Consider the following 19912-nt stretch of genomic DNA (forward strand, 5'->3'; position numbering starts at 1 on the left):
CCTCCCACGAATTATTTTTTCCCCAAACAACTTTTCAAGGTAGGGAACATAGATATTATCAACCGTTTTCTTCTTAAGCCTGACTCTCTCATCCACATTCTTCAACCACAGGTTATGGCAATCTAACCCGCAATAACCCGTCGCTAAAACCTTCAAGACTTCGCTTAAATCGACAGAAAAGGGTTTATGCCAGCCCACATCGATAAAACGCTTATCGTAACATGGAACGTCAATCCTGATTGGAGAATCACGGGGATCAAAAAGTACATAAAACGACAAAATCGCAGGAAAATCAGCGATACCAGCAACAACCCCTGCAGCCTCATCGAGCAAGCTTTTCCCCATATCTCGAATAGCATTTGGAAAATTCTTCCTAACGTAACTTTCTGGATGCATCTGGAACTGCCGCAGATGCCTTTCTAAACGGGGCGAAGCACCCAAAAGCAGAGGCTTTGTATAACCTACACCCTTTGCATACCGCATAACAACCTGATAATCGGGTCTAGAACGAGCCAACTCCTCAAAAATAAGCGCGACCACACCAACCTTGTCGCCATACTTCTGTTTGAACCGCTCAAACTTCGCAAGACCTAAAGCCGCGTTATCAGCAACTTCCATAAAAAGAGGCAGTATCATTCGGGCGTCAGTGTCTTCGAGATCAGCTTCTTCGAGCGCTTTTCTGAAAATCAAATTTAACAAGTAATCCCTGAAAGCAGTCGAGCGACTCTCCTTCGCAACCCCAACCAACATCACGCCATTCTGTTTACAAGCATCAAGCAACTGACGATAAACCCTGAAGTAGTCAAGAAGAATCAAACGGTCTTCTTCAACCGTAGACTCCAGCGGCACATGTACTAAACGACCATACAGCGAACCATCAATCAAAATGGTTGAGCACCCAAGCCCATTTTTTAGAGCATCTAAGGCAACCTGAAACTCCGCCATCTCCATCTTAACCGTGAGATACTGACGTTCGGCGACAGAACCACCTCTGGAGAAGAAAACGTCGCTCTCAAGCCATTTCTGCTGTAAACTACGACAAACACCCAAAGACCTCACAACATAAAACACCCCGCCCGTGGAAAGCAAATTAGAGTAAACACTTGAATCCACAGCCAAAACATTAAGTTCACTTACTTGAGCCGCAAGCTCAGCAGGCCTATCGATAGAGTTCCATAATGATGGAAACTCGGAACTGAACCGATCTTCCAAGGGATTTGGTGTTCCTTGAAATATCTTCGCTTTTACGGCTTCTTTTTTCCCTTCAATACAATTTCCAAACTCGCCGAGAAACTCGGGCATCACTCAAACCTCGTAGACAAGTTAACTGTAGATTGTTTCTTTCAAAATTTAAGATTTGCAGCATTAAAGGGAGAGAAAAAGAGGGAGGAAGATGCGAGAATGGGGGATTCGCCTCCACAAACGATTATATAGATTAAGGTAGCTCCCTAGTAACACAGCGGTGAAAAAGTGTATAAAAGCGTGGGGTTAGTCGCCCGATACGATCAGCAGGCGGCGATTAAGCTGGCTGAACAGCTCGCAGAGTACCTCTCAAGTAAAGGTTTAGAGGTCTGCATCGAAGACTCCCTCGCGGGCAAAGTCACCGCCAAAAACCGCTTTGTCCCCCTAACCGAAATGAAAACCGACTTTATAGTGACCATCGGCGGCGACGGCACCATACTGCGAACCTCCATCTCAGCGCCTAAACCTGAACCGCCCATCTTAACCGTGAACATGGGTGTCCGCGGCTTTCTAACCGAAGTTGAACCTAAAGATGCCTGCGCAGCCCTAGACCGCATCTTGAAGGGTGATTTTAGAATTGAGAAATCGACAAAGATGGCTGTTTGGGCAGGCAAAGAACCCCTCCCCGACGCCCTAAACGACGTTGTGATTTCTACGGGGGAGCCATCAAAGATTCTGTATGCTGAAATCTGTAAAAACGGCAAACCCATCCTCAGATGCCAAGCCGACGGCTTAATCGTCAGCACCCAAACAGGCTCCACAGGTTACTCGCTGTCGGCAGGCGGACCCGTGCTCGACCAAGAAGTAGACGCGTTTGTTTTGACCCCGATTTGTTCATTAACCGTCTTTCACTCGCTTGTTTTTCCCACTGACGCGGTTTTAACGTTTAATGTGCTTCGTCCAGAGAAGATGCTGGTTATGATTGACGGCAACTTCCGCAGGTTCATAAACACCGAAGACCTCATGGTCAAAGTCACCCGATCAGAGAACGCGACATCATTTATTCGGTTTGAAACCAACTTCTATGACCGCCTCCGCAACAGATTGCTCTTTAAGGGAACCGAATGAGCGAAGAAAACGGTTTGGGCAGGCGTGTGGTTGTTTTGGATACGTCCGCGTTTGTAGCGGGGTATGATGCTTTCTCGGTGAACGCTGAGCAGGTTACAGTGCCCAAGGTTGAAGAAGAGATTCTGCGGAATTCTATGGTAAAGTTGCGGTTTCAGACGGCTGTAGAAAGCGGCAAAGTAAAAGTCAGAGCACCCACAAAAGAATTTGAGCAAGCAGCGAAAGCGTCAGCATGCAAAGTTGGAGATGCGTATAAGCTCTCAGAAGCCGACATGCAACTGTTATCGCTAGCATTGGAGCTAAAAAGTCAAGGATGCATACCCCAGATGGTAACCGACGACTACTCCATCCAAAACGTAGCTAAGCAGTTGGGAGTGGAGTTTGTAGCTCTTGCTACTTTTGGCATTAAGCGGCTATTGGAGTGGGTTCGCTACTGTCCCGCATGTCACAAGCAGTACCCCGCTGACAGCAAAATTCAAGAGTGCCAAATCTGCGGAACAGAACTCAAAAGGAAACCCCGCAGAAACAGCCTAAAACAAAAGTAAAAGCAGAACAAACAGCACACCCTCAACGCCGAACACGGGGGCAGCAGTCTTTTTGGCTTTAACCAACGCTTTGTCGACAAGGAGCGAAATCGAGTTCAGTCGTTCTTCGCCGATTACTCTGACTTTGGGAACAACGAATTGTTTAGAGCCTGCTTTCGCGGTTTCGAGGTTGGCGTCTGCTTCTTTTGCGGCTTGGTTGATGTAGTTGATGAGTGTGTCGTGGTTGATGGCTTCTCCGATTGGGTGGTATCCCCGTATGCCCGTTACCAAGGCGCTGACTGCGTGGGTGTCGGTGGTGAAAACTTCTGCCTCCCCAAAGCCCTGTGTAGTTAGGGAGTTTTGGATTTTTTCTCTGAGATGCGGAACCATGTTGTTGCCGTCTATGACTATGTAGGCGGTTTTCTGTTTTTCCACCTCAACCACGATGGCTGTTATGCCGCCTGTGCCCATGCCCTGTTTTTGGGTGAACTCTTGAGGAAAAACTGAGGCTGAACCCACCTTAAACGGCATTTTAGGCAAAGCAGACGCATTTTTTAGGCAAGCGACGGCTGCATGTTTCAACTCTTCCACATGTAATTCTGTGTCGTTTACGTCGTCGAGGCTGTTATGCGCATTAACCACAATCGCGTGTTTGAGGCCGTATTTTTTTGCTTCCTCGGCAACTAAGCGGCCCAGTTCTTGAGGCAAATCCTCAGTTGTTTTAGGCGCAAGCGAAAAAGACAAGAACACAGTTTCGCCGAATATTTGACAGGATGCAATGGCAACGCCGTCGGTTGCTCTGACGAACGGCGAAGCCAAAGACGCTTCGGATGAAAACTTGGCTGCGGAGAGGACTTCTTTGATTATTTTGTGGTTTTGTGTCTGTGAAGCTAAATCGAGTTCATGCCCCAAGATGCCCAGCGGTGTGCAGGCGTTGGAGCCGTATTCTTTTTCGTAGTTTTGTTTTAGAAGTGATGGTAAGAGGCTGCTGCCGATGTTCTTAAATGGTCCAGGATGAACCAGTGGTACGATGACTGCGGCTTTGGGTTTGGCGGCGTCGAACTTGAGCAGGTTAACTTCGATGTCTGCGTCTTCGCCCATCTGTTCTAGGTGCTTCTCCAGCGGCTCATTCATGCTTGTAACCCAGTTAAGCAGAAACGCCCTAAACAGAGGCATAGCAGGCAACCCGTAGCTTTTTCCTAATTTGTCGATGGAACTTAAGAAGAGGTACACTGCGGAGTAGCTGATTATTGGAGCTAGTACTGCAAAGGGCAACACTTGCAGAGTGATTGTGTTTGAGATACCCTGCCAGAATACTATCAACGCCGCTATGCAGAGTGTGGGTTGGAGGAGTGCAGATAGGGCTTGGCGCCATCTTGGAGCCTCAGAAGTTGCAGTTACCACGATGACACGTAAGGTTAACACCGCCCCAAACCCCAGCAAGGTGAGCTTTATCCATAGGATGCCGCCGAAAAAGTACCCTAAACCTGCGCCTAATGCCATGAAAGCCAACCACAGAAGCCACCCGTAGAAGGACATCGCAGTGGTTCGTCTGATGATGAAGATGGGGTCGCGGCGGAGGATAACTTTGCAGGTTACTAAATCGGACAGAAAGGTTATTGTGAACAGGGCGATGCCCAGCAAAACCGCGTTAAGAGTTGGAGTTAAAGCATAAGCTGTTAGGGTTACGCCTGCTATGCAGATGGCTGCAACCATAAGCAGGGACCTTTCGTAGCTGGGCAAGGAGAACAGAGAGGCATAGTGCTTCTTTGCGTTGTCCATTGAGCTGTTTAAAGAAGGCTGGGCGCTCATTTTGTGTCTCTGCTAAGGAAGAGGACAGCCCTATTAAAATTTAGCTAACTCGACACAGTCACAGTTTGACACTAATTACATTATTTTCTATATCACAGAACCATCGACTGTGGGTTTTATCAGAAAAATATCAAAGCAAAAGCCCCAAACCAGCACTGTTGCCTCTTTAAACGCAGAATTCAACATGCCTAAAAGGAGATACTGTTTTATCCCAAGATGCCTAAGTATAGCACCCCGCGAAGTCTAAAATATGCCCGAACAAGACTTGCCCCCCTCAATCTTCCATATGTTGGAGCGAAATGTGGGCAAAAAAATCAGAGTAGTTCTGGACCCTGCTTACGGTTTTGAAGGCACCTTAGCCGCAGTTACACAGGAACCCTCAGGCATCTGGCTATCCGAAGCAGAAGCCATCGTCCTGCGTTCTACCATGGCGCAGCCTATTCCGCAGGTGGCCAGTCGCGAAGAGAGAAGCGAGTTGTTTTTGCACTTAAACAGTGTTCAAAGAATAGAAGTTCTGCATGCTGCCCAGCCGAGAGGCAGATAAAAAAATTTTAGAGAAATGCGTTTGCTATAACGGAGACAACTATTAAGGCAACAGCTAAACCGACGAGGAGTTCGGGGCGGACTTTGATGCCTTCGGTTTCTTCTTCAAAGAACCTCAACAGACCCGCACTTGCCGCGGGCATTGGGCCAGTATCGCGTTTCTTTTTCCTCATACCCATAGTTTGTCAATCCAATTCTAAGTGTATCATGGCTAGTGCCGTCTGAGCTAATTAATCTTGCGCCCGCCGTTATACAAATGCAAATCGAAGGATACGTTGGGAACCACGCGACGTCTCTGCTGAGAGGCCCCCTCCCTTATATAAAGCCGAACTTGCTATTCTCAGCTTCGAAAAAAAGGGTTTAAAAAATAGGTTATTGCTTGTCGTATTTCATGAATTCGTTGTTCATTATGCAGAGTTCTATGCCTGCCTGCTTGAACATCTCGATGGTGTCGGCGTCGGCGTGGTAGCGTTTCTCGCACACGACCCGTTTGATGCCTGCGTTGATTATCATCATGGCACAGGTGCGGCACGGCGTCATCTTACAGAACAACGTAGCTCCCTCCAGAGGTATCCCAAACCTTGCAGCTTGAAGAATTGCGTTCTGTTCGGCATGTAGGGTACGGACGCAGTGCTGGCTCACTTCGCCGTTCTCGTTGATCATTTTACGCATGTCATGTCCTGCTTCGTCACAGTGCGGTAACCCCGCGGGTGCACCCACATAGCCTGTGGTCATGATGCGTTTGTCTTTCACGATGACGGCGCCGCATTTTCCGCGGTCACAGGTCGCGCGTGCAGCGACGGCTTCACATAAATCTAAAAAGTAACGATCCCAATTTGGTCGAGATTTTTTAGTTTGTGGTTCTGCCATTATGGTGCCTTCGGATGGTTTTAGAATTAGTGCAGAAGGAGAGATATAAATTGTATCTGCGTTACTTTTGCAGTATGTGAATTTCTCTGCCGATTTTGTGGCGTTCATCCATCTCCACCAAGGAGCCTGAACCCATCAGTTTGCCATGGTTCGGTGCCTCCTCTGAGAACAAGTCGTCAGAAAAAACGTAAATCCGCTTGAAACCGACCTCTTTGATTTTATCCTCAATGGGCATGGTCACGGCTTCGTGGGAGCGGGTGCGAATGTAGGGCGTTACCAGAACCAACCGACCTTTAAAGCGTAGCACGCGGTAAGCTTCTTCGATGAAGCCGAAAAAGAGCGGTTCGAGTTTGGTGATGATTTTCTGTGCGTATGGCCCTGTAGGTACCTCGCGTAGTGCGGGGCCTAAATCGGGTTCCGAAACCATGCAATCCACGCTTTCCAACCCCACCTTCTCAGCCAAGTGGCTAACATCACCCTGAACCACTCGGAAATCCGCTTCCGAAAGATTGTATTCGCGAGCAACCCACTCGAGGTTCTCAGTCGCAGCTTTCACACACCACGAATTAACATCAACACCCACCACCATAGCGCCTTCAAGAAGCGCCTCTTGGAGGATTGTGCCCACACCACAGAAGGAATCCAGCAAAGTTTTCTGGGATGTGCATCCTGAGAGGTTGACCATCATGCGTGCCAGTCGTGGAGGCATGCCGAAGATGGCGCGTTGGTTGGGTTTGTAGATGTCTCTTTTTTGGAACTCAAAGGGGTTGTGCACTGCGATTGTGTTGGCTATCCACGTTTGGGTTTTGCCTATGCAGAGCAGGACTTCGGCTTGGTTTTCAACGAGTTTCTTTTTGAGGACTTCAACATGGCTTAGTTGTGCTTCGCTTCGGTCCTGCGAGGTGCCCATGAAACTGGATTTTTTGCCTTGAGCTGCCAGTTCGTCTTTTATGGCGCTGCCGACGTAGCGTTGGATGCGTCCGCCGACGGTTTTTAGGTTGTTGTCAGAGGTGTAGACGCTTATGCCAAACAGCAACTTGTCCGAGGCTTTTTTCATGCCTTCTAGCGCGGCGCTTTGGATTATGGTTTGGGCTACTTGTTTTTGAGCTGGTTTGTTTTTGTTTAAGAACGCCTCTTTCACGGTTTCAGAAGGCAAGGTGCCTTTTGCTTCAGTGATTTTTATGGTGCCGCCTAAGTCGTCGATTACTGATGGGTTTAGCGGGGTTGGGAAGGTTAGGGTGAAGAATTCGGTTGAGAAGTAGTCGATTTTGAATTCTATAGCTCTGGCTTTGAAGTACTCGGTTAGCTCTGCTAGGGATAGTGTCCAGTTTTTGCCCGAAATGAATAAAGTTTGCATTTAGAGGAATGAAAAGAAAAACTAACTATTTAAGTCAATGATTTGTAACAGCCACAACGGGAACTTGGGTTTACCATGGAAAAAGCACGGTAGCATCGGTATTATTTGACAAATCGTTTAAATATAGCTGAACGTGTGAGTATGCTACGAAAGTGACATCGCATGCACGCAAGAAACTATCGGCACGTTAAGAACCGCGCTTACACAAGAAAAGAATACGCAAGAGGTTTTCCACCCCCAAAGATCGTAAAGTTCACCATGGGGGACACAAAGACCCAGTTTGAAGTTGAAGGTCAACTTCTCGCAACCGAACGGGTTCAAATACGCCACTGCTCTCTTGAAGCAGCACGTGTAGCTACGAACCGTGTCTTGATGGATAAACTCATAAACGATTACTACATGGTAGTCCACCCATACCCACACATCATCCTAAGAGAAAACAAGATGATTTTCGGTGCTCACGCAGACCGTCTCCAGCAAGGTATGAGGCGCTCCTTCGGTGCAGCCGTCGGAACCGCCGCTAAAGTCGAGGTCGGTCAACCTATCATGACGGTGCGTGTAAAAGCCGGTAAAGAAGACATCGCAAAAGAGTCACTCAAACGTGGTAGTGCAAAGCTCCCTATAGCCTGCAAAATAGTTATCTCTAAGATCCAGCTACCTCCTAGCCAAACTGAGAAGGCCGAGCCGGAGACGGAGACAGCTTGAGCGCTAAAGAGAAAGAGCTTGTAATTTGGTTTGATAAATTAAGAAACACCGATGTTTCCATTGTTGGCGGCAAGAACGCCAGCCTTGGAGAAATGATCCATGCTGGGTTGCCTGTTCCTTTTGGTTTTGCAGTCACAGCCCACTCTTATGAACGCTACATTGTAGAAAAGAAGCTTAGCGAGCAAATCTACAAAATCATTGCTGAAACAGTTACTAACCCAAACGACCCCAAACAGTACGATGCTGCATCGAAGCTTATCCGTGAGCTCATGGAGAAAACTCCGATGCCTGAGGACATCGAAACCGAAATCAGAAGGTCATACGCTGAACTAAACAAGCGTTTCGCGTTAAAAGACACTTTTGTTGCGGTCCGTTCAAGTGCTACCGCAGAGGATCTTCCTGATGCGTCGTTTGCGGGTCAACAGGAAACTTATCTTAACGTGAAAGGCTCAGACGACTTAATCGACAAAGTTATCAAATGCTGGAGCAGTTTGTTTACTCCACGCGCTATCTTCTATCGAAACGAGAAAGGTTTCCCACACGAGAAAGTTTTCATCAGCGTCGGCGTCCAAAAGATGGTTAACAGCCGCGCGGCAGGCGTTATGTTCACAATTAACCCAGTTACAGGTAACCGCGATGAAATTGTCATCGAGGGTAACTATGGTTTAGGCGAAACAGTCGTTTCAGGTGCAGTGAACCCCGACGACTTCGTCGTTGATAAGTATACAATGAAGATAAAGGAACGTCGCATCTCCCGGAAAACAGTCAAGTATGTCCGTGATCCCAAAACAGGAAAAACCCTCCACCTTGATGTGCCTGAAGAAGAACAGACTGCCGTATGTATAACTGACACTGAAATTATGAAACTTGCTGAACTCGCTAAACGTATAGAGAAACACTACGGGAAACCCATGGATATCGAGTGGGCAATCGATCAAGACCTCGAGTTTCCTGATAATATGATGCTGGTTCAAGCTCGCCCAGAAACAATCTTTGGCACTAAGAACATGGAAGGAACGAAAATGGAAGAAACCAAAGCGCATGAAAACCTAAAAATCGCCGTTAGAGGCATCTCCGCAGGAAGAAGAGGGTATGGTGTAGGCAAAGCTGTTATTGTCCACAAGCCTGAAGATGCACTTCATGGTATGCATAAGGGCGACATATTAGTTACTGGAATGACTGACCCTGATTTTGTTCCTTTCATGAAGATGGCATCTGCCATAGTCACCGACAAAGGCGGCATCACAAGCCATGCAGCCATCGTCAGCCGTGAACTAAACATCCCCTGTGTCGTCGGCACCGAAAACGCCACCTCGGTCATGAAAAACGGCGTAGAATACACCGTGGATTCACGGAACGGCATCATCTACGAAGGCATACTTGAACAAGCAGTTGCGCCAGTTGCCGCAAACAACGGCGGAAAAGCCGTCCAAACAGCAGAATTCGCACCTGTTACCGCTACAAAAATTTACATGAACCTCGGCACACCCGAAATGATTGAGCAATACAAAGACCTGCCCTTTGAAGGCATAGGCTTGATGCGCACTGAATTTATCATGGCAAGCGCCATCGGCCAGCACCCCATGCTCTTCGTCGAAAACGGTGACAGCCAAACATTCATCGACATATTCGCTGAAAACGTGGCTAAAGTTGCCCGCGCAATCCAGCCTAAACCGGTGGTTGTGCGCTTAAGTGACTTCAAAACTAACGAGTACCGTGGGCTTAAAGGCGGCGAAAAGTATGAAATTAACGAAGAGAACCCCATGTTGGGTTGGAGAGGATGCAGCCGCTACATCAGTAAATGGTACGAGAAAGCTTTCCGATTGGAATGTCAAGCCATCAAGAAATGCCGCACTGAATGGGGCCTCAAAAACGTCTACGTGATGCTTCCCATGGTTAGAACTTTGTGGGAAGCTAAAGCTGTGCTTGAACTCATGAAGGAAGAAGGTTTAGAACGAAACAAAGACTTCAAAATCTGGTTTATGGCAGAAACCCCCGCCATCGCAATCATGGCTGACGAATTCAGCAAACTCGTCGACGGCTTCAGCATCGGCTCAAACGACATGACCCAAGGCGTACTCATGATTGACCGTGACTCTGAGCGTCTCGGCCAGATGGGTTACTTTGACGAACGTGACCCCGCAGTTAAACGCATCATCGCTCACCTCATCAAAGTCGCTCACGAAAACGGATGCACAGTCAGCATATGCGGTGAAGGTCCCTCAAATCTGCCCGATTTCGCTGAGTTCCTCGTCAGAGCAGGCATAGACAGCATTTCAGTTAACAACGACGCCGTAGTGAACACACGCCGAAACGTCGCCCAAGTTGAGCAGAAGATTATTCTGGAACGCCTAGCAGAGCAAGCTGCGTTGGCTCGTGGTCAGCCGCTCAAGAAGCCCGTTCCAGATTGGGAATGGTAAATCAGCTTCCGCTTTCTTTATTTTTTGTTTCTGTTTACTTGTATTAGTGGATAGAACATGTCAGCCTTCGATTTCGAAGAACAAAGAATACGCCAAGAAATAGTCAGACTCGACGCTAAACGGGTTCTGCTGCAGATGCCTCAAGGCTTAAAACCCCAAGCAACAATCATAGCCAAAATCGTTGAAGACTACGGTGCAACCCCCATAATTTCCTCTGACCCCTGCTACGGTGCCTGTGACATCGCGGAAGCCGACGCTGCAAGCTTAGGTGTGGATTTGATTTTACATTTCGGTCATGCACGGCTAGTTAAAGAGGAAAAGACGCCAACACTCTACATAGAAGCTTACGCCAACCTCCAAATCGACACCGCCGTCGCTCAAGCCCTTCGTTTGCTTGGCGCGTATCGCAGTATCGGTTTAGTTACCTCGATTCAGCATGTGCAGGCGCTTGACACAGCCAAACAGCTTCTAACCGAAGCAGGCAAAGTCGTCTTCGTCGGCGACGTAGGTCAGATGGGGTACGCGGGGCAGGTTATCGGCTGCAACTACAGCAACGCCACCGCCGTAGCACGACAGGTGGATGCGTTTCTCTTCGTTGGCGGCGGTATGTTCCACGCACTTGGCGTCGCGTTAGCCACCTCTAAGCCCACCGTAGTCGCTGACCCCTATGACAACCGCGCCTACTCCACAACCGACGAAGCCCAACGCATCCTAAAACAGCGCTACGCAAGCATCCAGCAAGCCCAAAACGCCAAATCCATCGGTATTCTCGTCGGCTTAAAACCGGGGCAGAAACACCTCGATCAAGCCCTCAAAGTCAAGGCTTTAGCCGAGAACACGGGGCGGGCAGCGTACCTGTTGGCGGGCAGAGAAATCACCCCTGAAGGACTCATGGACTTTCCCAGTATCGAAGCCTACGTTAATACGGCTTGCCCAAGGATTTCGCTGGATGCCCCTGGCAAGTTCAGCAAGCCCATGTTGACGGTTAACGAGTTTATGGTGGTGTGCGGCGAAGTTTCATGGACGGATATGCTCAAAAAAGGCTTATTCGAAAACTAGACCTCGAACTTTTCCTAACTTCACTTAAGCCTCAGCCCAACCCCCAAGCAGCGTTAGAGCAATACACAACTTCTGAGCAGATAGCCGCAGACATGCTCTACCTCGCCGCCTACACCAACGGCGACATCGCAGGCAAGAAGGTGCTGGATTTGGGGTGCGGAACAGGCAGGTTGGGGTTGGGGGCGGCTTTTTTGGGTGCAGAAGAGGTTGTGGGTGTCGATGTTGATCCGCTGGCAATCCGTACCGCACGGGAGAATAGGACTAAGGCGGGGTTGACTTTTGAGCTGATAAACGGCGATATCAACGCCATTGTGGGCAAGTTCGATACGGTTCTGCAGAATCCGCCGTTTGGCGTGCAAACCCGCGAGGCTGACCGCGCGTTTTTGGTGAAAGCCCTCGAAGTCGGCAACCACATCTACTCACTCCACAACCACCCCGAAGTCGATGAACGCCTCATCAAGATGCTCAAGTCCAGCGGGGGCATGGTGCAAGTGAAGCCCAACAGCTTCTTAGAGCGGTTCATCGCTAAACACGGCGGCCAAGTGACGGCGGTTTATGCGATGTTGATGACTATTCCTAAGATGTTTGATTTCCATCGGAAGCTAAAGCACGATTTCGTCATAGATTTGTATGTGATCGCAAAACAGTAATGTAAGGTTAGAGGGCTTTTTGGTTGACAGTTGTTTCTTTCTTCTTTATCAAAAGGTTTATTGCGGTGAGTGGAAACTAAACCTATGCACTTATCAAATTAGGCTTATAAACTAACATGGAAATAGATGAAGAAATATGACCTTAAACGCTCCAGAACAACAAAAAAGCGGCAACCTCGTGATGCCCGGCGAACGATTAGGCGTCATCGAAGAGTTCATTCCTGACGCAGGAACATACGTCAAAGACGGCGTCATCTACTCCAAAATCGTAGGCCGCTCCCTTCTCGACCTCCAAAATAGACGCGTCTCCGTTTACCCTGTAGCACCCAGCGCAGTCGTTCCCAAAATCGGAACCGTCGTCATCGGACAAGTCGGCAACGCCCAATCAGACAACGTACTCGTCAAAATCTTCAAGATAGGCAAAAAGAAGATCAACGGAACATTCGGCGGCATCCTACACGTCAGCGACGTCTCAGACCGCTACATCGACCAAATCAGCGACGCCGTCAAACCAGGCGACATTATCCGCGCCAAAGTCATCAGCGAAAAAAACCAAATCTTCCACTTATCAACCAACGACAAAAACCTAGGCGTCATCGACGCGTTCTGCTCACGTGACGGTTTCTTGCTTGAGCAGCAACCACAGCGCTATGACCTCCGATGCCCCAAATGCGGCAACGTTGAACGCCGCAGAATCGCTCCAGATTACGGTAAAGAACCAATATAGAAAGAGGGAAAACAAGTGAAAGTTAAAGTACTAAAAAAAGAGGACAACGAGCTTAAAATCGAAATCGAAGGCAGCAGCCACGGCTTATGCAACCTCATCCAAAAACGCCTCCTAGAAGACAAACGTGTAGAATTCGCAGGCTACGATGTACCACACCCTTTGGCGTCGAACCCCATAATCTACATTCGTATGAAGGGTAGAACTGCACCCGAAGAGGCATTAATAGACGCAGTTGCAAAGGTTCAAGAAGCCAACGAGGCTTTCGGCAAAGAATTAACTCACGCCCTCAAAGCCTAAACAGCATTTTTCTTTTTAGGTATCCGTTTTTTAAGCAAACCCCACTTCTAATACTGTTAGGTAGCTTGCTTGAGCACACCCAAAGCTTTCCGAATCATAAAACCCGAAATTCGTGTTCTAGGTGTAGACGACGGCAAATTCACACCCCACACACAAGGCAACTCCATGGTTGTCGGCGTAGTTTTTCGCGGCGGCACCTCCATAGACGGCGTAATGCACACTAAAATCGCAATCGACGGCTTAGACGCCACCGACAAAATCGCTGAGATGATAACTGCATCTCCGCATCGCCGTCAACTGCGGGTGGTTATGCTTTATGGGATAACGTTTGCAGGATTCAATTTGGTTGACATCCAAAAACTACACCACATCACAAAGTTACCCGTTATTGTGTTAACCCATGATAAACCCGACTTAAACGCCATCCATGATGCACTCACACATTTGCCAAACATGGATGAACGGTGGCGAATCGTCCAGAACGCAGGCGAAATCCACCCCATCAGAAATAAAGGCGCCAAACTCTACATGGGCTTAGCTGGAATCACCCTACAAGACGCCCAAAAAATCGTGAATTTAACCTCAACAACAGGCAGTTTCCCTGAACCCTTACGTGTAGCCCACTTGATTGCTTCAGGAATAACCACTTAAGCGGGGGAGAGTTGGAAAAAGTATAAATGCGACAACGCTAAGGAAATCCCCCCAAAGGGAAAGTGACGCGCTATGGAATTTTGCCCTAAATGCGGTTCCCGACTTGAACCAAAGAAATCCAAAAGCGGAAAAGAAGCAACGCTTGTTCTTGCCTGCCCAAAATGCGGCTACAAGAAACCAGAAGCCCCAGAAAAAGTGGAGCCTAAAGTAGCTAAAGTCATCCAGCATAACCCTCAGCAATTCGTGGCTGTAATCGGCAAGGAAGAACAGAAACTCAGCACGCTGCCAACTGTACGCATCGAATGCCCCAAATGCGGCAACAACACCGCTTACGTGTGGCAAGTGCAGACCCGCGGCGCTGACGAGTCGTCAACTCAGTTTCTGCGCTGCACCAAATGCAACTATACGTTTAGAGAATACAGCTAAACAAACCCAATTTTTCCTTTTCATAACCAATTTGTGCTAGCGGGCGCTTTTGCCATAGTGTTTTTTAAATCGGCAACGAATGAGTTACGGTGTGTTCGGCTTGAAACAGGAACCTTCCCAGCTCAAAGCAACACGTTACAGTGGGTTTCTGATTAAAGTTCTACCGCTTCTATCGTTCGCGGTGCCTCTAGCGGCGCTCTACCTACTAAACCCCTTGGACACTTACCTGAATGTTTCGGTTCAGGCGTCTTTTGAGTTGATGTGGAAAGGCAGAACTTTCCAAATGTTCTTTCTCTGGCTAATCGCCCTCGAGTTCATCCTAAGCTGGGACAACATCCAAACAAAACTCAACCTACAAAACAAAACTAACATAGCCGTTTACGCTTTGGTGCTTTTGCTCCCCTCACTATATTTGGTTTTAGAGTTTGGGGGGTTAAACGCTGCCATAGCAGACTTGTCCGCTCAAAGCGGAGTTGCATTCGCCAACTCTATGCCGCTTGCAGTTGAATACTTGGCGTTCGCGGCGCTTTTCTGTTTGGTTTCTTTTGTTGCTTTCGGCAAAAAAGGCTTAAGGAGCTTTGCTTTACCTGCCCTTTTCGCCATGCTGGTTGGCGTCCTCTACACAATCGACAACATCTATCCATATGGCGAATTCACACCCTTCCAACTGCTAGTCCCCACAACGGCTTCGCTTGCCGCAGGCGTTTTAGGTCTAATGGGTTACACGGTTGTTTCAGGTTTTGAAGCCAGCACAGGCATGCCTACATTGGACGTTTCAGGCGCTTTAGGTCAAGCCAAATTCGCCATCGCCTGGCCCTGCGCAGGCATAGAAAGCCTCCTCATCTTCACAGCAGTGGCACTGCTCTTTCTGAAGGGTATGAAGATTTCTTGGAAAGCCAAAATCGGCTTCTTCGCCCTCGGAGCCGCAGTAACTTATTTCATCAACGTTCTGCGCATAGTCACCATATTCACGATTGGCATGCAGCACGGTGTAAACTCGATCGAAGTGCAGAACTTCCACTTCTACTACGGTCCCCTCTACGCCATGACCTGGATAGTCGCCTATCCGCTGCTTATTTTGGGGTTAACGATGGCTTGGCAAAAGTTTAGGCGACATCCACCAGAACCGCTAAACCCTGCTTGATGAGAATCTGCGCGTTTAATGCTGGCAGGGAAGCAACGTCTTCAGGTTGGAAGGGACCATAGGACTTCATGTCTGCGCCCATGATGGCTGGGATGGCTTTTGTGAAGCGCAGTGTTAAGCGTTTATGGGTTACGTGGGTGGGTGGTTTGAATTCGGGTTTGGGCGCTTCTGGTGTTTGTGTGATGGGTTTGGTTTGGATAACCGTTACTGTAATAGGCGCTTGATGTCCCTGCATGAGGTTCTTGGCAAACTGTTCGTATGCAGAAGCAAAACCTACAAAGCTTTCACACATTTTTGCTTCCTCGTTTGCCAATAACTCAATCGGTGCTTTGTGTAATCGCGTGATGGTTTTGAGGATTTTTCTGTACCTTAAATCCAGCAGCTCCTTAAGCATCCGCTCCACGTTGTGGGCTTCATGTTCAAGCAGGCTACTTTTCACAGTTTTCTTTTCTGCTGGTTTACTGGCTTCTTCTTTGATATGCACTAAGTAATCTGCGATTTTTGCGTAAAAGTCAGGCGGCAACCCTCCAAGTGAGGGGTCCTCGATTTCTCGGCGCCACGCTGCATAAAGTTGCTCATACATTTAGGGTACCACCTCAGCTCTACGTTTACAAATAAGCAAAACCGCCGCCGCAACTGGCAACTCTACGGTTTGGTTCTTGTATGGACCCAACGTTTCCCCACTCATCCTGAACTCTGGCGCGTCAGACACCAACACTTTCACTTTGCCCTTTTTAAAAGCTACTGCCCCAGTAAAGGGGTCAAAAGTTTGCAAATCTTTAGGTTTGAACTCGACTTTTTTTAATCCAGTTTTGCCGTGCAGGGTGCCGTTCATGCGGATGAGTCGATGGATGTCGGTGGTGACGACGGTGTCGATTTTCGCTGCCTGCACTTCTCGGATGTGCTCGGCTAGTTTAAGCCAAGTTTGCACGCTTACACCTTGGATGCTTTCCCATCTACCCTCAGCGATGGCTCTTTTGATAATCGTGTCTTTTCTTTCCAGCAGAGCTTTATTTCTTAACCCGACCTCTTTAAGGTCATCTGCAGACGCAGTTTCTAGAAAAGTTTGCATGCCCACTTTTAAGCGTCTGTTCCAGCCATAATTGTGAAGATTAAACTTTTTAGATTGCTTCTTTCTGCGTCTAGCACCTTGCTCTTTGTCTTCTTTTTCTAAAACAGCCACACCCAACCCCGTCACATAGTCAACGATTTCTTTGCGTGCCATCGCATCCAGCGACCGCACCACTTCGCTTTCGATGTGCACGTGATAGCCGCGGTGGCCCGAAAAGAACACTCGAACTTCATCTTGAGAAAACCCGAAATCCTTCTCAAGCATATCGAGCAGTTTGGCGACTTCGTCGCGGGCAGACGCTATGCAGAGGTCACAGGCCCAGATTTTTGTCTGAAATTTAGTTCCTCCACAGCAGGGGCATTCTTCAGGCGTGATTCCTCTGCCCTCAAACCCGCATTTGGCGCAACGGAATTCGTCGTGGATTTTGTTGCAGCGGGTGGGGATGTGGTCGGCGTCTATGTCGAAAACTATGTCGCTGCCTATCCAGCCTTTTTTATCCATGTCAAAGTCTGGGTTCTCGTAGTAGGCACAGCTATGGTAGACGTCTGAGGGAACGGTGTCGGCGAGGACGGCTCGGAAATTGGCGATCTGCTCGAAGCGGCGGTGGCGGACCATGAATTTGTCTTTGAAGGTGAGGTAGCCGAATTCGCGTTGATGCGGAAGGGGCGGCGCGGGGACAGCGTTGGCGGGGTCACGGTAGAATTCGCTAAACCTTTCGTATACGTATTCGCGAGAATCTAACCCCATGAGCTTTCCCTGTTACTTTATGGTATTGTGGGTTTCAACCATTTAAACTATAACCGACGCCGCTCTAAACCGCTTTTTATTTACCCAACTTCAACACGTTTTGATTCTTTATATAAGGGAGAGGAGGAGGCGGCAGAGCAGCGGTGTGTCCTCGTGGTTAAGTATACGGAAGCGTATGCACACCTAAATATGGGAGTATTCACCAAGAAACCCCTTCCCAAAATGCCCCAGCAAGTAAACCCGCTCTCACAACGCAAAAACAAACACGTCTGCAACCAAAAAGCACAAACCCATAGATTAACTGCAAAAGCTTATAACTCGCTAAGCCAATTCCATACAAAAAGATACAAACAATGGTGAATTAAACTTGAAATTCGGCGTATTTCTCTATCAACCCGAGCCTGTTGAAGGCGTCGATTACAACTTTTACCGCCAAAAATCAGAATCAGGTATAGTCGGTAAAGCAAACCCCCAAATGTACACTAACATCGCCGTTTTCGGCGACAACAACATGGCAGCACAACGCCCAGACTGGGTATCTGTAAGCTCCTTTGGTCCAGCTCTGCGCACAAACAAGCGCTTCAACCTCCGCTGGGACGTCGTCTGCATGACTAACCCAGAAGCACGGGAATACAACCTAAAAATCATCAAAGAAAGCGCCAGACTAACCCCAGGCATAAGCATCAGCAGCCAACACTTCGCAGACCAAGGCTTCTGCACCTGCCCAAGATGCATAGAGCAGCAACGTAAAAGCGGTTTAAGCTGGGTAGAATGGAGAGCAAAAACCGTCACTGACTTTTTAGCGGAAGTTAAAGAAATCGTCAGCGGCAAACCGCTCTTCGTTAACTGTTTACCTGACCCCTTGATGGGTAAAGTACGCTTTGGCTACGACTTCGAAGCTATGGCACAATACGCCGACTACTTCGTCATCCCCATGTTCAGCAAAGCATACCCAACACCCTGGTACTGGGAAACCATCGCAAGAGGCTTCAAGAGTCAACTAAAGAAACCAGTCTTCGTCAACTTCTACGTTCGCGGCCCCAACGAAACCTGGGACACCGTTGCACCAACCAAGCAGATTATGACTGTTGCAACCCGCGTGGCAAGACAAGGCGTAGACGGTATCATCTTCTTGGCAGAGAAAGCGGAGTACATCCAGAAGTTCCAGAAAGAAGCCGCAGCTGACAAAGAAACCCGCGAGTTCCTCAAAGACCACGGCGGCGACGAAGTTTTAGACCTCTTTGCACGCTGGGAAGCACTCTACAAATAGGGAATTTCTCCCTTTCCATTTTTGTTTTTCTTGTAACTGATTCAGGTTAGCGTCGTCTAAATCAGTTTCTAAGGGTCCTTTTTTTACCGTCTACCATAAAAATGGAAGTTTTAGGATGTTGTTTGTGATTTTGCCAATTCTTTGTCGTACAGGCAAAACATAGGAGTTTTGGAGAATTTTTAGACTTACAATTGGGGTGGCGCTCTTTGATATTATGATTCTTCTTCGCGGTACTACTGTTGGCTTCCATCGGGCATGAAACGGAAGATTCGTCATAAAATCAATCTGCTTAATTTCGCTCTTATTAAAAACCTCGCGGATAACTTCATTATTTAAGAAAACGCCTGGGTACAGCTTTTTGTAAGAATTACAAAAAGAAGTTTTACTGAAAAATGCTGTATCCTTGTATTCATACCAAAAACTATAGGCGATTTTTTTGCCTGCAATTTCTAAAAAGGCAACATTCCAGCTAAAACCTTGATCTAAAGGTGTGTTTGATGCAGCCGTTAATAATTCAAAAAGACCTTCATCTTTCATCAAACCTTTATCATTGCGGTAGTCTTGCTTCCAACTTGTTTTTTCAATCTCCAGTATGTATCTGGATATTTCATTAAAGTTGTCTTTTCCAGTTTTATAAATAACCTTCCATTCGCCTAGCAATGACATTTTTCGCTCGATTGCTCTGAAGGATTTTCTAAAATGATGACCTCTTGCTTTTTCATATTCAGTCCATGTTCCTATGAGCGGGAGGACGGCATGGCCTTCTGAAGGCGCAAAAATGTAATGATTTCCGAGTTTATCATTTGCCTTTTTCAAAGACTCCCAATTCACCGTACTTGTAGGCATAGTGAAATCTATGATGTTACATCCAGCTTTCTTGAACAAGAAATCAGTTATTAAATGTATAAATTCGTCTCGGTATTCGTCTTCAACAAGGAAATCGGAGTCAAAATCTCGCCCCGTGAGGAACTTTGCACTTCGAAGTATTTTCCCCTTACAAATGGATAGTGGGGCAATTCCAATTATTTTTTCAGAAATAAAACCAATCAAGATGAGTGGCTCTTCTTTTAATTTTTTTGCCGAGCCATAAAACTGTTCGATAAAACTGTAAAGGTAGTACGGGTTTTCACTGTTGCGGATTATAAAGTCATTTAACTGTTCTTTTATCTGGTTTACTTCTTCAATACTTTTGAGAACACGGATAAAACAAGTTTCAGCTGAAGCTAGCAAATCGGTTGTAACTGTCATCATCTTTTCGAGCGCAGTTACCATGTTTACTAAACCTTTCTCAATTATGACGTTGTAATAAAAAAACGTTTTACAAAAGATCT

Annotated in this window: 21 protein-coding genes; 13 read left to right on the plus strand and 8 right to left on the minus strand. The window is 47.6% G+C overall.

Annotated elements, in window-relative coordinates; translation table 11 throughout:
• On the minus strand, positions 1–1302 hold a 1302-nt coding region (locus NWE96_01190), incomplete at its 3' end, for a DNA double-strand break repair nuclease NurA (GenBank protein ID MCW3982592.1).
• 168 nt (positions 1303–1470) lie between these two features.
• On the opposite strand from NWE96_01190, the gene NWE96_01195 reads away from it, so the two are divergent.
• Together NWE96_01195 and NWE96_01200 are read left to right on the plus strand one after the other, a co-directional pair.
• The gene (locus NWE96_01195) at positions 1471–2310 is read left to right on the plus strand and encodes an NAD(+)/NADH kinase (protein MCW3982593.1); all 840 of its coding nucleotides are present in this window, start codon (positions 1471–1473) and stop codon (positions 2308–2310) included.
• Positions 2307–2852: a hypothetical protein gene (locus tag NWE96_01200; GenBank protein ID MCW3982594.1), complete on the plus strand. Its 546-nt coding sequence runs from the start codon at positions 2307–2309 to the stop codon at positions 2850–2852. The genes NWE96_01195 and NWE96_01200 overlap by 4 nt, the downstream gene beginning before the upstream one ends.
• Here NWE96_01200 and NWE96_01205 read toward each other — a convergent pair.
• Positions 2838–4643, minus strand: coding sequence for a DUF2070 family protein (locus tag NWE96_01205; GenBank protein MCW3982595.1), 1806 nt, complete (start codon positions 4641–4643; stop codon positions 2838–2840). The genes NWE96_01200 and NWE96_01205 overlap by 15 nt on opposite strands.
• A 250-nt stretch (positions 4644–4893) precedes the next feature.
• On the opposite strand from NWE96_01205, the gene NWE96_01210 reads away from it, so the two are divergent.
• Positions 4894–5187, plus strand: coding sequence for a hypothetical protein (locus NWE96_01210; GenBank protein ID MCW3982596.1), 294 nt, complete (start codon positions 4894–4896; stop codon positions 5185–5187).
• A 7-nt stretch (positions 5188–5194) separates the two neighbouring features.
• On the opposite strand, the gene NWE96_01215 is transcribed toward NWE96_01210, so the two are convergent.
• From NWE96_01215 to NWE96_01225, 3 genes are all read right to left on the minus strand, one after another.
• Positions 5195–5359 carry a preprotein translocase subunit Sec61beta gene (locus NWE96_01215; protein ID MCW3982597.1) on the minus strand — a complete coding sequence of 55 codons (165 nt, stop codon included), beginning with the start codon at positions 5357–5359 and terminating at the stop codon, positions 5195–5197.
• Positions 5360–5558: 199 nt separating this feature from the next.
• On the minus strand, positions 5559–6056 hold the full coding sequence (locus tag NWE96_01220; protein MCW3982598.1) for a cytidine/deoxycytidylate deaminase family protein: 498 nt from the start codon (positions 6054–6056) through the stop codon (positions 5559–5561).
• Between the two features lie 61 nt (positions 6057–6117).
• The gene (locus NWE96_01225) at positions 6118–7413 is read right to left on the minus strand and encodes a methyltransferase domain-containing protein (GenBank protein ID MCW3982599.1); all 1296 of its coding nucleotides are present in this window, start codon (positions 7411–7413) and stop codon (positions 6118–6120) included.
• A gap of 162 nt (positions 7414–7575) precedes the next feature.
• On the opposite strand from NWE96_01225, the gene NWE96_01230 reads away from it, so the two are divergent.
• The 9 genes from NWE96_01230 to NWE96_01270 all read left to right on the plus strand — a co-directional run bounded on the left by NWE96_01230 (position 7576) and on the right by NWE96_01270 (position 15492).
• Positions 7576–8118 (plus strand): 50S ribosomal protein L16, encoded by a 543-nt coding sequence (locus NWE96_01230; GenBank protein ID MCW3982600.1) that lies wholly within the window; start codon positions 7576–7578, stop codon positions 8116–8118.
• A complete protein-coding gene (ppsA, locus tag NWE96_01235; GenBank protein ID MCW3982601.1) occupies positions 8115–10538 on the plus strand; it encodes a phosphoenolpyruvate synthase in 2424 nt (807 codons plus the stop codon). The genes NWE96_01230 and ppsA overlap by 4 nt, the downstream gene beginning before the upstream one ends.
• A gap of 57 nt (positions 10539–10595) precedes the next feature.
• Positions 10596–11597, plus strand: a complete 1002-nt coding sequence (dph2, locus tag NWE96_01240) for a diphthamide biosynthesis enzyme Dph2 (GenBank protein MCW3982602.1) — start codon at positions 10596–10598, stop codon at positions 11595–11597.
• A complete protein-coding gene (locus NWE96_01245; protein ID MCW3982603.1) occupies positions 11558–12247 on the plus strand; it encodes an METTL5 family protein in 690 nt (229 codons plus the stop codon). The genes dph2 and NWE96_01245 overlap by 40 nt, the downstream gene beginning before the upstream one ends.
• Before the next feature lie 136 nt (positions 12248–12383).
• Entirely contained in the window at positions 12384–12974 is a 591-nt protein-coding gene (locus NWE96_01250) for an exosome complex RNA-binding protein Csl4 (GenBank protein ID MCW3982604.1), read from the plus strand.
• A 15-nt stretch (positions 12975–12989) separates the two neighbouring features.
• Complete coding sequence (locus NWE96_01255) at positions 12990–13271, plus strand: DNA-directed RNA polymerase subunit L (GenBank protein ID MCW3982605.1); 282 nt, start codon at positions 12990–12992, stop codon at positions 13269–13271.
• Positions 13272–13340: 69 nt separating this feature from the next.
• The gene (locus NWE96_01260) at positions 13341–13922 is read left to right on the plus strand and encodes a DUF99 family protein (protein ID MCW3982606.1); all 582 of its coding nucleotides are present in this window, start codon (positions 13341–13343) and stop codon (positions 13920–13922) included.
• Positions 13923–13994: 72 nt separating this feature from the next.
• Positions 13995–14348, plus strand: a complete 354-nt coding sequence (locus NWE96_01265; GenBank protein ID MCW3982607.1) for a transcription factor S — start codon at positions 13995–13997, stop codon at positions 14346–14348.
• Between the two features lie 100 nt (positions 14349–14448).
• A complete protein-coding gene (locus NWE96_01270) occupies positions 14449–15492 on the plus strand; it encodes an archaeosortase/exosortase family protein (GenBank protein ID MCW3982608.1) in 1044 nt (347 codons plus the stop codon).
• On the opposite strand, the gene NWE96_01275 is transcribed toward NWE96_01270, so the two are convergent.
• Together NWE96_01275 and NWE96_01280 are read right to left on the minus strand one after the other, a co-directional pair.
• On the minus strand, positions 15455–16075 hold the full coding sequence (locus NWE96_01275) for a hypothetical protein (protein MCW3982609.1): 621 nt from the start codon (positions 16073–16075) through the stop codon (positions 15455–15457). The genes NWE96_01270 and NWE96_01275 overlap by 38 nt on opposite strands.
• Positions 16076–17311 carry a DNA primase small subunit PriS gene (locus NWE96_01280; GenBank protein MCW3982610.1) on the minus strand — a complete coding sequence of 412 codons (1236 nt, stop codon included), beginning with the start codon at positions 17309–17311 and terminating at the stop codon, positions 16076–16078. It abuts the gene before it with no gap.
• Between the two features lie 367 nt (positions 17312–17678).
• Between NWE96_01280 and NWE96_01285 the strand changes: the two genes are divergently transcribed.
• Positions 17679–18581, plus strand: a complete 903-nt coding sequence (locus NWE96_01285; GenBank protein MCW3982611.1) for a hypothetical protein — start codon at positions 17679–17681, stop codon at positions 18579–18581.
• 90 nt (positions 18582–18671) lie between these two features.
• Here NWE96_01285 and NWE96_01290 read toward each other — a convergent pair whose 3' ends face one another.
• A complete protein-coding gene (locus NWE96_01290) occupies positions 18672–19853 on the minus strand; it encodes a GNAT family N-acetyltransferase (protein ID MCW3982612.1) in 1182 nt (393 codons plus the stop codon).
• Positions 19854–19912 lie beyond the last annotated feature (59 nt).

This window comes from Candidatus Bathyarchaeota archaeon, from assembly GCA_026014685.1.
GTDB lineage: Archaea > Thermoproteota > Bathyarchaeia > Bathyarchaeales > Bathycorpusculaceae > Bathycorpusculum.